The 14,592-nt window shown below is 70.3% G+C and carries 12 protein-coding genes and 2 pseudogenes; 1 reads left to right on the top strand and 13 read right to left on the bottom strand.

Annotated elements, in window-relative coordinates; all coding sequences use genetic code 11:
• Positions 1-27 precede the first annotated feature (27 nt).
• The 7 genes from ABZ154_RS09900 to ABZ154_RS09870 all read right to left on the bottom strand — a co-directional run bounded on the left by ABZ154_RS09900 (position 28) and on the right by ABZ154_RS09870 (position 7,551).
• Positions 28-885: a PmoA family protein gene (locus tag ABZ154_RS09900; protein ID WP_356830791.1), complete on the bottom strand. Its 858-nt coding sequence runs from the start codon at positions 883-885 to the stop codon at positions 28-30.
• Positions 882-2,111: a Gfo/Idh/MocA family oxidoreductase gene (locus ABZ154_RS09895; RefSeq protein WP_356830789.1), complete on the bottom strand. Its 1,230-nt coding sequence runs from the start codon at positions 2,109-2,111 to the stop codon at positions 882-884. Before ABZ154_RS09895 ends, ABZ154_RS09900 begins: the two co-directional genes overlap by 4 nt.
• A gap of 11 nt (positions 2,112-2,122) precedes the next feature.
• A complete protein-coding gene (locus ABZ154_RS09890; protein ID WP_356830990.1) occupies positions 2,123-2,998 on the bottom strand; it encodes a carbohydrate ABC transporter permease in 876 nt (291 codons plus the stop codon).
• Between the two features lie 35 nt (positions 2,999-3,033).
• On the bottom strand, positions 3,034-3,987 hold the full coding sequence (locus tag ABZ154_RS09885) for a sugar ABC transporter permease (RefSeq protein ID WP_356830787.1): 954 nt from the start codon (positions 3,985-3,987) through the stop codon (positions 3,034-3,036).
• Between the two features lie 176 nt (positions 3,988-4,163).
• Positions 4,164-5,906 carry an L-arabinonate dehydratase gene (araD, locus tag ABZ154_RS09880; RefSeq protein ID WP_356830785.1) on the bottom strand — a complete coding sequence of 581 codons (1,743 nt, stop codon included), beginning with the start codon at positions 5,904-5,906 and terminating at the stop codon, positions 4,164-4,166.
• Between the two features lie 32 nt (positions 5,907-5,938).
• Positions 5,939-6,841 (bottom strand): dihydrodipicolinate synthase family protein, encoded by a 903-nt coding sequence (locus ABZ154_RS09875; RefSeq protein WP_356830988.1) that lies wholly within the window; start codon positions 6,839-6,841, stop codon positions 5,939-5,941.
• Between the two features lie 53 nt (positions 6,842-6,894).
• Positions 6,895-7,551: a GntR family transcriptional regulator gene (locus tag ABZ154_RS09870; protein ID WP_356830783.1), complete on the bottom strand. Its 657-nt coding sequence runs from the start codon at positions 7,549-7,551 to the stop codon at positions 6,895-6,897.
• A 347-nt stretch (positions 7,552-7,898) separates the two neighbouring features.
• Here ABZ154_RS09870 and ABZ154_RS09865 point away from each other — a divergent pair, with 347 nt between their 5' ends.
• Positions 7,899-8,708, top strand: coding sequence for an NAD(P)-dependent oxidoreductase (locus tag ABZ154_RS09865; protein WP_356830781.1), 810 nt, complete (start codon positions 7,899-7,901; stop codon positions 8,706-8,708).
• Between the two features lie 396 nt (positions 8,709-9,104).
• Here ABZ154_RS09865 and ABZ154_RS09860 read toward each other — a convergent pair whose 3' ends face one another.
• The 6 genes and pseudogenes from ABZ154_RS09860 to ABZ154_RS09835 all read right to left on the bottom strand — a co-directional run.
• Positions 9,105-9,662, bottom strand: a complete 558-nt coding sequence (locus ABZ154_RS09860; RefSeq protein ID WP_356830780.1) for a hypothetical protein — start codon at positions 9,660-9,662, stop codon at positions 9,105-9,107.
• A complete protein-coding gene (locus tag ABZ154_RS09855) occupies positions 9,659-10,762 on the bottom strand; it encodes an XRE family transcriptional regulator (protein WP_356830778.1) in 1,104 nt (367 codons plus the stop codon). The genes ABZ154_RS09860 and ABZ154_RS09855 overlap by 4 nt, the downstream gene beginning before the upstream one ends.
• 345 nt (positions 10,763-11,107) lie before the next feature.
• On the bottom strand, positions 11,108-11,953 hold the full coding sequence (locus ABZ154_RS09850; protein WP_356830776.1) for a M23 family metallopeptidase: 846 nt from the start codon (positions 11,951-11,953) through the stop codon (positions 11,108-11,110).
• Between the two features lie 144 nt (positions 11,954-12,097).
• Positions 12,098-12,604: pseudogene (locus tag ABZ154_RS09845) on the bottom strand (ATP-dependent endonuclease); the annotation flags it as partial.
• 473 nt (positions 12,605-13,077) lie between these two features.
• A complete protein-coding gene (locus ABZ154_RS09840) occupies positions 13,078-14,148 on the bottom strand; it encodes a M20 family metallopeptidase (RefSeq protein WP_356830986.1) in 1,071 nt (356 codons plus the stop codon).
• A 254-nt stretch (positions 14,149-14,402) separates the two neighbouring features.
• Positions 14,403-14,592 (bottom strand): annotated as a pseudogene (locus ABZ154_RS09835) (MarR family transcriptional regulator); the annotation flags it as partial.

Raw genomic sequence — 14,592 nt, 5'->3', positions numbered from 1 at the left:
CCGGGCCACCGGCCTCTCCTCGCCCACTCACCGGGCCACCGCCCCGCGCGCGTACCCGGCCGCCGTCTCCCGGTCCAGCCGGCCGTCCGCGACGACGGTGATGATCCGGCGTACGACGGAGGCCCCCGCCGGTACCGGCAGCCGCTCCTGCGCCGCGAGGGAGGAGCCGACGCCCGGGTACTCGGCGGTCCGCACGAACCACGGATCACGCCGGGTCTCCTCCGTCGCCCCCGCGAACACGAGGGTCCAGCCGGCCCCGGCGAGGGCCAGCCAGTCGGCCGTACGGCCATGCACGTCCCCCTCGCCCTCGCCCGTGGCGGTGAACACGGCGGGCGGGGCGGCCTCCTTGGGGGCGCGCCAGAAGAATCCGCCGTACCCGGCTCCCGGACGCCCGTTGGTGGCGGGGCTGCCGATGGAGAGGTCCGTGCCCCCGTGGTTGGTGAGCACGAAGGAGAGGTCCAGCTCCCAAGCGCCGTCGTCGATCCGGGTCGCGGTGACCGTGCGGTGCTCGCGGAGGATTTCACCGCCCGCCGCCTCCCAGCCCAGCTCCTGCGTGAAGCCGTCCGGACTGCGGTGCGGGCGGGCGAGGTGGCGCTGGACGCCGTGGTTGTCCAGTGCGGTGGGGCCCCGGCCCCGTACGAAGGTGCGGCCGCCCCAGAAGTTGTACCCGGCCACATCGGGGACGGCGACGGAGACGCCCAGGTGGTGGAGGTGGTCGGCCGGGCGCTCCTCGGTGACCGTGATCCCGCCGAGGGTGGTGACGGGGTGGAGGCGGGGGCGGTCGTCCGCGCCGGGCCCGTAGCCGTAGTGGGCGACGGTGGTGGTACCGCAGGTGAGGGTGGCGGGGAGGTCGGGGAACGGGGCCGGGGCGTGGCGGTCGGTCATGGGGTGGCCCCCTCGCTCGCCCGGGCCCAGGGGGCGCCCAGCTCGGAGAAGAGGCTGAGGGATTCGGCCCCGGCGGCGACCAGGGCATCGATGCCGGGCACGACCCGCCGGGCCCCACCGCCGCTCGGCCCGCTGCCGACCGCCCCTCCGCCGGGCCCCTCGTGCCGGGTCTCCCAGGCGCCGGCGGGCAGCGGTACGGGTTCGGGGGCCGTACGCACGGCTTCGACGACGCGCATGAACGCCCCCGTGCGCGCGGGCGGCACCAGGAGCGGCGTGCCGTGCTCCAGGTGGTCGGCGAGGTTCTCCAGGAGGTCACTCCGGCCGTGGACGATCTCCTCGGGGCCGTATCCGGCGCGCTGGAGGAGGACGCGGTCCTGCTTGTACCAGAAGGTGATCCGGCCGCGCTCGCCGTGCACGAGGACGTACGGCTCCCCCGCCTGCTCGGCGCAGAGGGTGACGGCGACGGTGACGGGCAGTCCCCCGGCGGTGGTGATCCGTACGCTGCTGGTGTCGTCCGCCTCGATGTCGTTGGCCCGGAACAGTTCGGCCTCGATGGACGTGACGTCCTCCGCCCTCCCCGAGCAGGCGAGTTCGAGCGCGGTGGCCACGGCGTGCGCCAGCGGGTTGGTGAGGACGCCGTCGACCACGTCCGTGGCCCCGAGCCTGCGCCGCCCGGCCCAGGGCGCCCGCCGGTAGTAGGCCTCGTCGCGGACCCATGCCCCGGCGGCCCCGATGCCGGTGACGTTGCCGATGGCTCCGTCCCGTACCAGTTCGCGGATGGCGGGCAGGGCGTGCGACCCGAACGACTGGAACCCCACCTGGCAGGCGACGCCGGCCTGCCGGACGCCTTCGGTCATCCGCGCGTAGTCGGCCCAGGTCGCGGCGGGCGGCTTCTCCAGCAGGAGGTGGACGCCGCGGGCGGCTGCGGTCAGGGCCAGGTCGGTGTGGGTCTGGATGGGGGTGCAGATGATGGCGGCCCGGGCTCCGGTGGAGTCGAGGAGCGCGGCGAGGTCGTCGGACTGCTCGGGCGGCTCGTGACCACCGAGGCCGGAGTCGCATCCGCCGTCGAAGCCGGACTCGGCGAGCTCTTGGGCGGTCAGCGGCTCCAGCTCGCAGATCCCGGCCAGCCTGACCCGGCCCAGGCCCTGGAGCCGGCGCAGGTTGGCGAGGTGCCAGCGTCCGTGCCCCCGGGCACCGGCCAGGACGACGGGAAGGGGAAGAGGCATGGACGTCGTCGTCATCCCTTCACCGCCCCGGCGCTGAAGCCCGTGATCAGCCACTTCTGGATGAAGGCGAAGACGATCACCACGGGCACCGCCGCGATGACCCCGCCCGCCGCGAGCGCTCCCAGGTCGACGCTGTCGGCGCCGATCAGGGTGTTGAGGCCGACCGGGATCGTCTGCTTGTCCTGCTCGCTCAGGAACATCAGCGCGAACAGGAAGTGGTTCCAGCTGTGGACGAAGGCGAAGGAGCCGACCGCGATCAGCCCGGGCCGCAGCAGCGGCAGCACCACCGTGCGGAACGCGGTGAAGCGCGAGCAGCCGTCGACCCAGGCGGCCTCCTCCAGGGAGACCGGGACGTTCTTGATGAAGCCGCTGATCAGGATGATCGACAGCGGGAGCTGGAAGACCGTCTCCGCGATGACGACGCTTCCCAGCGAGTTGATCATCTGGAGGTTCCGGAAGATCTCGAAGAGCGGTACGAGCATCAACGCGCCCGGGATGAACTGCGAGCAGAGCAGCGCCAGCATGAACGCGCCCTTGATCTTGAAGTCGAACCGGGCCAGCGCGTAGCCGCCCGCCAGGGCGACCAGCGTCGTGGCGACGAGGGTGGCGACGCCGACGATCATGCTGTTCTGGAAGAAGACGGCGAAGCTGCGCTCGTTCCAGACCTTGGAGAAGTGCACGCCGGTCATCGGCCAGGGCACCAGCGAGGTGGAGCCGGCGGGCCGTACGGCGAAGAGCAGCATCCAGTAGAACGGGATGAGCGTGAACAGCAGGTAGAGGCCGAGCGGCAGATAGATCTGCCAGCGCGGTACGTCGTCGAAGGTGCGCTCCCGCCCGGCGCGGCGGCGCGAGGAGGGCGGAGGGGGCGTGCCGGGGGACGCGGTCAGCCGGCCGGTGCCGTGCTTCTCCGTGAGTACGACGCTCACTTGTGGTCGCCTCCGAACTTGCTCAGGCGCAGATACGCGATCGAACAGAAGAGGAGGATCACGAAGGCGACGGTGGTGAGCGCGGAGGCGTACCCGAAGTCGTGGCCCTCGATGCCGGTGTTGGCGACGTAGAGCGGCAGGGTGGTGGTCACCCCGGCGGGTCCGCCCCCGGTGAGGGTGTAGAGGAGGTCGACGTTGTTGAACTCCCAGACGCCGCGCAGCAGGGTGGCGAGGATGATCGCGTCCCGCAGGTGCGGCAGCGTGATGTGGAAGAACTGCCGCAGCCGGCCCGCCCCGTCGACTGATGCCGCCTCGTACAGCTCCTTGGAGACGGACTGGAGGTCGGCGAGGATGAGGATCGCGAAGAAGGGGACCCCGCGCCAGAGTTCGGTGACGGTGGCCGCCCAGAAGACGGTCCCGGTGTCCGAGAGCACGGAGGTGCCGTACTCGCCGATCCCGGCGTCCGCGAGGTAACGGCTGAAGCCGGTCGAGGAGTTGTAGAGCAGGATCCAGATGGTGCTGGTCAGCACACCGGAGACGGCCCACGGCGAGAAGACCATGGCGCGGGAGATGCCGCGCCCGATGAAGGTCTGGTTGACGATCAGGGCGAGCGCGAGGCCGAGCAGGAGTTGCAGCGTGACCTGGGTGAAGACCCACTGGGCGCTGAAGCCCAGCGTCGGCCAGAACTGGTCGTCCTCGGTGAAGATCCGCCGGAAGTTGTCGAGTCCGGCGAAGCCGTTCCGCCACGGCTTGGTGACGTTGTAGTTCTGCAGGCTGTAGTAGAAGACGCTGATCACCGGGTAGGCGATGAAGCCCAGCATCAGCAGGCCCGCGGGCGCGATCAGCAGATACGGCAGGCGGCGGGGGCTCGCCGCCCGGCGCCGGGACGCCTTGGGCGCCTTGGGCGGCGGGGGCTGCGGCGGTGTGGCCACGGCTGCGGATGGGGCCATGACGCGTCTCCGATCTCTGGGAAGTGCTGGGTGCGCTTCTCTGCGAAGTGCTGGGTGCGCTGGATGTGCGGTGCCCGCGCCCGTCGGCCTCGCAAGGATGAAAGCGCTTGCTACGAGTCAGTGAGCGGCCCGGGGCCGGGGGTCCGGGCACTGCGGGGTGCGGCCTACGGGCGAGTTCAGCCCGCGTACGGGTCGGGCACGTCCCCCTCCCGGGCCAGGAACGCGAAGTCGCATCCGGTGTCGGCCTGGGTGATCTGCTCCTGGTACAGCGCCCCGTACCCGCGCCCGTAGCGGGCGGGCGGCGGGGACCAGGCGGCCCTGCGCCGCTCCAGCTCCTTTTCGTCCACGTCGAGCCGCAGGAGCCGGGCCTCGACGTCGAGGGTGATGAGGTCGCCGGTGCGGACCAGAGCGAGGGGCCCGCCGACGAAGGACTCGGGCGCGATGTGCAGGACACAGGCCCCGTAACTGGTGCCGCTCATCCGGGCGTCGGAGATCCGCACCATGTCCCGTACACCCTGCTTCAGCAGGTAGTCCGGGATTGGCAGCATGCCGTACTCGGGCATGCCCGGCCCGCCCTGGGGCCCCGCGTTGCGCAGCACCAGCACATGGTCCGGGGTGAGGGCCAGGGCTGGATCGTTGATCGTGCGCTGGAGCTCCTTGTAGTCGTCGAAGACGACGGCGGGCCCCGTGTGCCGCAGCAGGTGCGGCTCGGCGGCGATGTGCTTGATGACGGCGCCGTCGGGGCAGAGGTTGCCGCGCAGGACAGCCACTCCGCCCTCCTCGGCCAGGGGGTCGGAACGTTCCCGGATGACGTCGGCGTTGTGGACGGTCGCCCCGTGAAGCTGTTCACGCAGGGTGGCGTGCGCGACGGTGGGCCGGTCCAGGTGGAGTACGTCGGTGAGCCGGCCGAGGAAGCCGGGCAGGCCGCCCGCGAAGTGGAAGTCCTCCATCAAGTACCGCCCGCCGGGGCGGAGGTCGGCGAGGACGGGCACCGTACGGGCGATCCGGTCGAAGTCGTCGAGCGTGAGCTTCACGCCGGACCGGCCCGCCATGGCGATCAGGTGGATCACGGCGTTGGTGGAGCCGCCGAGCGCGAGGACGGTGGCGACGGCGTCCTCGTACGCCTCGGCGGTGAGGATCTGTGACAACGTGCGCTGCTGCCAGACGAGTTCGACGATCCGCAGCCCCGAGGCAGCCGCCATCCGCTCGTGCCCCGAGTCGACGGCCGGGATGGACGAGGCCCCCGGCATCGTGACGCCCAGCACCTCGGCGGCGGCCGTCAGGGTGGAGGCGGTACCCATCGTCATGCAGTGGCCGGCGGAGCGGGCGAGGCCGTTCTCCAGCTCACCCATCTCGCAGTCGCCGATGAGCCCGGCGCGCCGCTCGTCCCAGTACTTCCACATGTCCGTGCCGGAGCCCAGGACCTCGTTGCGCCAGTGCCCCGGCAGCATCGGCCCGGCGGGCACGAAGACGGTCGGCAGGTCCACCGAGGCGGCGCCCATCAGCAGCGCGGGCGTCGACTTGTCACAGCCGCCCAGCAGCACGGCCCCGTCGACCGGGTAGGAGCGCAGCAGCTCCTCGGTCTCCATCGCCAGCAGGTTGCGGTAGAGCATCGGGGTCGGCTTCTGGAAGGTCTCCGAGAGCGTGGAGACCGGGAACTCCAGCGGGAACCCGCCCGCCTGCCAGACCCCCCGCTTGACCGCCTGGGCACGTTCGCGCAGGTGGGAGTGGCAGGGGTTGATGTCGGACCAGGTGTTGAGGACGGCGATGACCGGCTTGCCGAGGTGCTCCTCGGGGAGGTAGCCGAGCTGGCGGGTGCGGGCGCGGTGGCTGAAGGAGCGCAGGCCGTCGGTGCCGTACCACTGGTGGCTGCGCAGTTCCTCGGCCGCGATGGGTCCGGGTGCGGGCGAGCCTGCCACGCGCCCCCCGCCGCTCCCCTTCCTGTCGTCTGTCACAGCGACCACCCGGCTATCTGCTCGGCGACCTCGGCGCGCCGTTCCTCGGGCAGGACCCGGCTCGGTGCGCGGACGTCGCGCCGGCAGAGGCCCAGGGCGGAGAGGGCCTCCTTGACGACGGTGACGTTGTTGGCGGACTGCTCCTCTGCACGGAGCTCCTCGAAGCGGCGGATGCGCTCCCACACCTTCATGGCCGCCACGTAGTCCCCGGCGCGCAGCGCTTCCAGCATGTCGAGGGAGACGGCCGGGGCGACGTTGACGAGCCCGGAGGTGAAACCGGTGGCGCCGGTGGCGAAGTAGGAGGGGGCGTACAGCTCGGCGAGGCCGGCGACCCAGACGAACCTTTCCAGTCCGGCGTCCCGGGCGAAGGCGCCGAAGCGGGCCGCGTCGGGGACGGCGTACTTCACGCCGATGACGTTGGGGCAGCTGTCGGCCAGCTCCCCCAGCCGCTCGCCCGCGAGCTGCGGGTTGCGGATGTACGGGACGACACCCAGCCCCGGAACGGCCTCGGCGATGGCCCGGTGGTAGTCGACCCATCCCTCCTGGGCGACGTACGGGTGGACCGGCTGGTGGACCATCACCATCGCCGCGCCGGCTTCGGCGGCGTGCTCGGCGGCGGCCACGGCGGTCGGCACGTCGTGGCCGACGCCCACCAGGACGGTGGCGCGCCCGGCGGCCTCCTCGGCGGTCAGCTCGGTGACCAGGCGCCGCTCGTCGGGGGTGAGCGCGTAGAACTCCCCGGTGTTGCCGTTCGGGGTGACGATGCGGACGCCGCCGTCCAGCAGCCTGCGCGTGAGGGAGCGGTGGCTCGCGGTGTCGATGGTGCCGTCCTCGGCGAACGGGGTCACCGGGATCGCCACAACGTCTGCGAGGGCCGCCTTCAGCTCGGAGAAGTCCATGCGGACCGGCCTTTCGTCGGGGTGCTGGTGGTGGTGTGTGTCCAGCAGACGGTTCACGCCGTGCCACCCCCGTCTTCGTCGTCGGGGAAGGCACGGCGTACGAACGATGCGATGTGGTGGTGCAGAGCGCCCGCGGCGGCCTCCGCGTCATCGGCCAGCGCGAGCCGCAGGATCTCCCGGTGCTCGGCCGCCTCGCGTTCCCAGGACGGCACCGCCGACCAGGCCACGGTGGACACGAGGGCCGCCTGGTCGCGGACCTCGTCGAGCATCCGGGAGAGCAGGGGGTTGCCGCAGGGCAGGTACAGGGCGCGGTGGAAGTCCCGGTTGGCCAGCGACCGATCGGCTGTGTCCTCCGCCAGGTCGGCGCGCTCCAGGGCCTCCTGGGCCGCCTCCAGTGAGGCCTTCCGGTTGACGGCCCGGCGCAGCGCCTCGGGTTCGAGCAGAAGGCGTACGTCGTACACCTCCCGGGCCATGGTCGCGTCGACGAGCCGTACGGTGACGCCCTTGTACTGGCTCATCACCACGAGCCCCGTCCCGGCGAGGGTCTTGAGCGCCTCACGGACAGGAGTCTTCGACACTCCGAACTGTGCGGCGAGTTCCGTCTCCACCAGCGCCTGTCCCGGACTCAGCTGCGCGGTGAGGATGGCGTGCTTGATGGCCTCCAGCACGTACTGGGTCCGGGATGGGATCGGGGCGGGGGCGAAGGTCATGGGTGACGGGCTCTCACATCTCGCGTATCGCGTCTCATATATGACGTACGAAGTACGACGCGATGAAGCTAGAGCGCACCGGAATGTTTCGTCAACGCTTCGGACCGAAGAACTTTCCGGACTCCCGAAGCCCTTGACGCGGCCGCGCGGGCTCCTTAACTTGTCCACGCATGTGAATGTGATCCAAGAATTTGAAGCACGGGTGGCCACGGGCAGCTCTCGCCCACCCGGCCGACGCCCGCCTGAACGCCGCCCCGGAGCGCCCGGAAACGCCGGCGCCCCGCCCCGACCGTCCCTTCCGCCCCACCAGCCCCGTCCCCGGCACTCCGCATCGAGGAGATCCCCCTATGCCCGCCCCCCGCACCATCCTGCTGACCGGCGCCGCCGGCGGCCTGGGCACCCTGATGCGGGGCCTGCTCCCCGCCTACGGATACGAGCTCCGGCTCCTCGACCTGGTACCGATCGAGGGCGAACCGGACGCGGTCACGGCCGACTTGGCGGACCGCAGGGCGCTGCGCGAGGCGGTACGCGGGGTGGACGCGGTGATCCACCTGGCAGGCATCTCCCTGGAATCAACCTTCGACAAGATCCTGCGCGCGAACATCGAGGGCACGTACAACCTCTACGAGGCCGCGCGCGAGGAGGGCGTCGCCCGCATCGTCTCCGCATCCTCGAACCACGCGATCGGCTACACCCCGCGCCCGGAACCCGGCGGCCCGCTCATCCCGATCGACACCCCGCGCCGCCCGGACACCTTCTACGGCCTGTCGAAGTCCTTCGGTGAGGACCTGGCCCAGCTCTACTGGGACAAGCACGCCCTGGAGACGGTGTCGGTCCGGATCGGCTCCTGCTTCCCGGAGCCGACCTCCGTACGGATGCTGTCGGTCTGGATGAGCCCGGCCGACGGAGCGCGCCTCTTCCACGCGAGCCTGACCGCCGAGTCGGTCGGCCACACGGTGGTCTACGGCTCCTCCGCCAACACCCGCATGTGGTGGGACCTGACGACGGCACGCGCGCTGGGCTACGACCCGCAGGACGACTCGGAGCCGTACGCGGCGAAGCTGGTGGCCGAACAGGGCGAACTGGACCCGGCGAACCCGGCGCACGCGGGGGTGGGCGGCCACTTCGTCACGGACCCGCCGATCTGGCCGCACTGAGGCCGCGGCGCACAACTGGCTCTGCGCGGCCCGTTGACACCCCCACAGCCCGACGGGATGCTGCGCGAAACGGCTGCCTGATCGGCTCCAACCGGTCAACCATGATGCCGGGTCAAGACCCAGCGAGGAGCTGTCCGTCGTCCTGGACAACTTCTCACCGCACAAGTACCCGACCGTGCGCGCCTGGGAGTGCGGCCGTCGACGTCGATCTGATCTTCCTGTCGACCTACGGACCGTGGCTGACCTGGATTGAGTCCGAGTTCGCCGCGCTGCGCAGTCCGAGTTCGCCGCGCTGCGCTACCTCGCCCCCCACGGCAGCGACCACCGAAGCCACGGCGAGCGACGGCGCCTCCGGCACCACCCGCCGGAAAACCCGAAATCAATCCCGCATGGCCGCTACAATAAACAGTTCCGCTTAGCCCAGCTGACGAATTGACCGCGAGCGCAAGGATAACGCGCACCGGTATCGATCAATGCGTCGACCAGGGAGCTTCCGACGTATTCCGTCGCGTGTCCCTCGCTGACAGCAGTCGCTATCACGCGAAGAGATCCCCAGACGGGAAGGCAGTATCTGCGGGCGATTCTCCGAGCGTCTCCGTCATCGATCACAGCAATCGCACCGTTGACCTCGGCCCACGCAAGGACAGTAGCTTCACCTTCGTTCGAGTTGCTGCCCGAAACCAGATCCATCCACTTCACGAGCGCCGTGAGCTCATTCAGGTGATCGACATGCACGATCTCCAGCCAATCAGCAGCCGCCAGACTCAGCCCGTACGTACTGAGCTCATCCACTACAGTCTGGGTGGTTACATTCCGCCGCCTCACACCTTGCCAGGTCCGGGCGATATCGCCGAGGACATCGAGTCTTCCAGCTTTGATTGCATGAAAGAGAGGAGACGCATCCCAGGCAAGTAAGGTGGCGGGCAGGCTTGCAGCGGTAGAGGCGGCGCTCACGGCAGTGGCTCCTCCAGGGCGCGCGTGGGCAGTTCATCCATCGTTAGCGCCCCATAGAGAAGCTCGATGGCACGTGGCGCTGTGATGGCGCCTGTTTCCCAGGCACTCAGCGCCGCCTTGCGCCACAACTTGCCAGTTGCACCTGTTTCGAGATCAGGGATCGGCTGTTCGCCGAGTACGGCAAGAAAGTCTCCACGCGTGGGCGAGTTCGCCTTCTGCCGCCTGGCTTCCCCGCTGTCGATCAGCCCCAGGTTGCGCACGCGATTCACGACTGCGCTCCAGGACGCCCTGTAGCCAGCCGCCAAGGCAAGCATGGCGGGCCTGACTTTCCTGGCCTCTGTGACTTCCTGCCAAGCCCTCTCTACATCCTGGGCGGGAAGGATGAAGCATTCGACAAACCGGTCAATCTGTCGCTCACGCTCATCGCGGCCCGCTGCCACACCGGTATCACTGTGGTACTCGTCCTGCAGAAGGTGATGACCGAGCTCGTGGGCAGCCGTCCAGCGCCGCCTTCCGGGCTGCGCTTCTCCGCTAATGACAGCTACGCCATACCCGTCCTGCAGGAGTGAAGCTCCCTCGGCCGACTCGTCCACGACCGTCAGGAAGAGGCCCAGCTGCTCCACGACGTCCGCCATCGGCCCAAGCGGGCCCGATGGTCTGTCCAGGGCGCTACGGGCTGCTGCGGCCAGCGCAACCGGGTCGACCTGGCCTTCCGGCCGCTGCACAGAAGGAGCCAACCGCGGAGGGGTGAGAAAACCCTCTGCGATCAGCCAATGAGCATTGCGAGCGTGCTGCTCGAGCCAGGCGTCAAGCCGGTAGCTGGCACGAGTTGCCGCGTCCGACACGTCCTCGAGTGCGGCTCGGCGGGACACGAGAGGGGCCGGCGGACGAGAGAGGAAGTGCGCTAGAGGGACACCCAGCGCTCGGGCCAGACGAGAGAGTTCGAGAGCGGAAACACGGCGGTCCCCGGCTTCGATGCGCACCACGGCCGTGCGATCGAGACCTACCTCGGAGGCCAGGCTGCCCTGACTCATATCGGCAGCTAGGCGTGCCTCAGCGATCCGCTCGCCCACTTCGTCCCAGCCCTGCACTGCTTCCATGTGTGCGATTTTTGCACACATGCGGCTGACCGGCATCTACGGAGGGCTGCGCTCTCGGCCAAACGCCTACATCCGGCCAGGCGTGTAGCGGACGCGTGGCGAACTGAGGCATGAGAAATGGCTCAGGTGCAGGCAGCGGCTCGTGATCGCTGCGCAGGGGTCTGCAGGGAGAACTTGTCCACTGCCCAGCGCCGGAGCCATCTCGGCAAGAAGGCCACTCGGCTTGGGTATGCGGCGGGGCACCGCGGTTCTCAAGCCCGTAGAGGTGCACCCGCACTCCGCAGGCCGTGCACGGGAAGGAAGCCGCCGCGGCCCTCCCGTGCACGGGGTCATGAGGAGGTGCGGTCAGCAGTTCGGGATCACGGTGCCGTTGTTGTCGCGGGCCTCGTCGTTGCCCCAGCGGGAGAGGTAGTACGCGGAGACGTAGGCGTTGCGGCCGTTCTTTCCCGCGTACACGGAGTCCAGGTCGGTGCGCAGCCACCAGTGGTTGAACTGGGTCGCCGTACCGACGCGGGCTCCCCACACCTTGCAGTAGACGTAGTTCGTCCCGGCGTTCAGGATGCCTTGCGCGTCAGCGGTGTTGGGGGCCGCGTAGCCGGTGGCGTCGGCGAAGGTATCGACCCAGTACCTACCGCCTCCGCCACCGCAACCGTTGTCGCTGGTCAGGTACTTGGCGTAGTACGAGCCCGGATAGGGACTCAGCGAGCGGCCGTTGACGACGATGTTCTGGCCGACTCCGTTGAGGAGCTGCTCGTAGTGAATGTGGGCGCCGGAGCTGTTGCCGGTGGATCCGGTGGTGCCGATCTGCTGGCCCTGGCCGACCTGCGCCCCGTTGGCGACGGAGAAGGCGTTGAGGTGGAAGTAGTAGGTCTGCCAGCCGCCGCCGTGGTCGATGGAGATGTAGTTGCCCGCACCACTGGGCTGGGAGTGGCGGTAGGCCGTGCCGGGGGCGGAGGCGAGGACCGGGGAGCCGGCGGTGGCGCCGCCGTCGGTGCGGACGAAGTCGAGAGCCCGTCTGACCTCGGCGGAATGGTGGCTGTAGGTCCACTGCTGGCCGCAGGCGTAGGGCGCCTTGAAGTTGGGCGCGGCTGCGGCGGGGGACGCGGTGGCGGTGACGGTGAGCAGCCCGCCGAGGAGTGCCAGCAGGGCGAGGAGGCTCGTACGCGTACGTATTCGGGGAGAGTGGCGCATGGGTGGGGGAGCCCTCCGGGTCGACAACCGTGCAGTGGGGTGCGTGGCGCGCGAAGTGCGGTGAAATATAAGCGAGTTGAGGGGACTCCAGAGTGCCGCAATGTGGGCCGGGTGGACAGACCCCGTCTCCTGGGAGCCTCAGGCTCAGAGGTGGGCGAGCAGGTCTCCGAGCGGGGCGGGGACCTGGCCGGCGTCGAGGGCTTCGACAAGGACGCGGCCGTAGTGAATCCTGCGCCCCTTCTTCGTACCGAGAAAGCGCCTCAACTGCTGCTGCGTGGAACGGCCCTGTTGGCCGGGCTGGCGCAGGAAGCTCTGGAGCGCGCGCAGGTCGCCCTCCGCCTGGACGAGCTCCTCCACGCGTGTCGCGCCGAGGGCACGGATCAGCTCCTCCTCCAGGCCGGCCGCGCAGACGAAGAACTCCTGCTCCGCCCCCGCGCCGGCCCGCTCCCACCCCCGCTCGTAGAAGCCGCGCTCCCGCTCGCCGCAGAGGCCCGTGAGGCGGATTCCCAGGCCGGAGGGCCCGAGGAGACCGGCGAAGCGGGCGACGCTCATCGCGCCGCCCATGGAGGACGCAGACCCCCTCGGCCGCGAGGTCCCGGCCACGGCTCTCGGCCAGCGCGTTGACGGCGGCGGCGTCGCTCCCCGTGGACCAACAGCGAGAAGATCCTCACTCTCCCGCCGCGCATCCACCCCGACCGCACCCAGGGCGTGGTCGGTCAGACCACGGGCGCCAGGGTCTCCGGCTCCCTCACCATCCGCTGGGAGATCCTACCGACGGCTCGCTGCACCTCTACGATCCGCGCGGTCTCACCGGCTGGGTCGGACTCGACGCCGGTTACTTCACCAGCTGAGCGTTTCGGGCGAGCAGGTCCTCATCGAGGCCCGCTGAACCACGGCGCCGATTCCGCCCGCCGGTCGCACTCCTGCTGCCCGTGGAAGGCCTCTCCGAGAACAGCAGGAGTGACCCGAATGGCCCCGAAGACCGGGCCCCGGCTCCTGTCCGGGTTCCTGGGTGGGGCGACCCGGGCTTCGGCGAGGGAGCGCCCCGGTCGGGGGCAGGTCGACCACAGCCGTAACGATGAGCGATCGCGCTTCGGGCTGACCAAGGGGGAGCGCGCCCTTACTCACGCGCGCGACGAGCGCTGAATGGAGCGCACCAGCCCGGCCGCCAGGCGGGCGCGCTCGGCCATGGCGTCGATGACGACGTACTCATGGTCGGCGTGGGCGCCGCCGCCGACCGCTCCCAGGCCGTCCAGCGTCGGCACGCCCACGGCGGCGGTGAAATTGCCGTCGCTGCCGCCGCCGACCGCCACCGCCTCGATTCCTGGCATCAACTGTTGCGCGAGCGCGAGGAGTTCATCCGCCGCCGACGCGGGCATGGGCGGCCGGGCGATGGACCCCTCGACCGTGATCCGTGCCCCGTCGACATGGGGGGTCAGGGCGGCGAAGGCGGCTTCCACGCGTTCCTTCTCCTCGGCCGACTCGATCCGGACGTCGACGACGACGGTGGCCTCGGCGGGTACGACGTTCTCCAGGGTCCCGGCGGACGCGACGGTCGGGGTGACCGTCGTACCGAGCTCGGGCCGGCTGATTGCGGCGATGTGCAGCACCTGGTGCGCGGCTTCGACGAGGGCGTTGACCCCGGCTTCCGGCTCCAGCCCGGCATGCGAGGCCCGGCCCGCGATGGAGACCTGGAACGCGCCGCAGCCCTTGCGCGCGTTCTTCAGGGCTCCCCCGTCGGCGGCCCCCTCGAAGACGAGCACGGCACCGCAGGCGCGGGCCCGCTCCTCGATGAGAGCCCTGGAGGAGACGGAGCCCACCTCTTCGTCGGCGGTCACGAGGATCTCCACGCCGGACCGGTCGTCGAGCGCCGCCAGCGCGTGCACGGCCTGCACGAGACCGCCGAGCATGTCGAAGACACCGGGCCCGGTCGCGCGCCCGTCCGCGACGGCGAACGGCCGGCGGGCGAGGGTGCCGAGCGGGAACACCGTGTCGTGGTGGCCGAGGATCAGGACGCGGGGCTCACCACCGGCCACCCAGTGCACGTGGGTGCCGCCCTCGTCCACGATGAGCACGGCCTGCCCGCCGAGGCGGTTCTCGATGACGGTGGCGACGGCTTCGGCGGAGGCGGCCAGGGCGTCGAGATCGCGCGACGGGGACTCGATCTCGACGAGCGTGCGGAGGTCTTCGAGCATCGCGTCGGTGCTGACGTCGAAGGCGGTGGCGTTGGCGTCGTTACGGGCGCTGGCGCCGGCGTGGCTGGTCACGCGGCCAGCGTAGTGGTCACAGAGGCCGGGACGGCTGGGATGCGTACCAGCCGAGAGCTCCGGCAGCATGCATGCGGGGCCCCGTTCCCAGGGAAGGGCGGTGCAGGTTGCCGTGCCAGCCGGCTCTCGGTGCACGCACTCCGCTAGGCACTGCCGACCAGGGGATTCCGGAGCCATCGGCCTCAGACGGTTTTGAGCAGGCCGCGGAGGTTGGTCATGCGCGCCTTGATGTCGGCGGCCTCAGCGGGTGGGAGCGGCGCGTGGTCGGCGTTGGGTTGGTGGGTTGTGCGGCAGGTGTGGCAGAGGCCGTCGGGGAGGGCTTGTGGCGGGCCGGGGCGTCCGCAGTCGGTGCATTCCATGAGGATGCGGCGG

The sequence above is a fragment of the Streptomyces sp. NPDC006261 genome (assembly GCF_040613515.1).
Classification (GTDB): Bacteria; Actinomycetota; Actinomycetes; order Streptomycetales; family Streptomycetaceae; genus Streptomyces.
The sequence above is the reverse complement of the archived record's forward strand: the minus strand, read 5'-3'. Positions and strand labels throughout refer to the sequence as shown.

Coding starts and splice junctions, on each gene's coding strand:
- ABZ154_RS09895 (WP_356830789.1), bottom strand. CDS start 2,111: ATGCCTCTTCCCCTTCCCGTCGTCCTGGCCGGTGCCCGGGGGCACGGA.
- ABZ154_RS09885 (WP_356830787.1), bottom strand. CDS start 3,987: ATGGCCCCATCCGCAGCCGTGGCCACACCGCCGCAGCCCCCGCCGCCC.
- ABZ154_RS09900 (WP_356830791.1), bottom strand. CDS start 885: ATGACCGACCGCCACGCCCCGGCCCCGTTCCCCGACCTCCCCGCCACC.
- ABZ154_RS09875 (WP_356830988.1), bottom strand. CDS start 6,841: ATGGACTTCTCCGAGCTGAAGGCGGCCCTCGCAGACGTTGTGGCGATC.
- ABZ154_RS09850 (WP_356830776.1), bottom strand. CDS start 11,953: ATGCGCCACTCTCCCCGAATACGTACGCGTACGAGCCTCCTCGCCCTG.
- ABZ154_RS09865 (WP_356830781.1), top strand. CDS start 7,899: ATGCCCGCCCCCCGCACCATCCTGCTGACCGGCGCCGCCGGCGGCCTG.
- ABZ154_RS09855 (WP_356830778.1), bottom strand. CDS start 10,762: ATGGAAGCAGTGCAGGGCTGGGACGAAGTGGGCGAGCGGATCGCTGAG.
- ABZ154_RS09870 (WP_356830783.1), bottom strand. CDS start 7,551: ATGACCTTCGCCCCCGCCCCGATCCCATCCCGGACCCAGTACGTGCTG.
- ABZ154_RS09840 (WP_356830986.1), bottom strand. CDS start 14,148: ATGCTCGAAGACCTCCGCACGCTCGTCGAGATCGAGTCCCCGTCGCGC.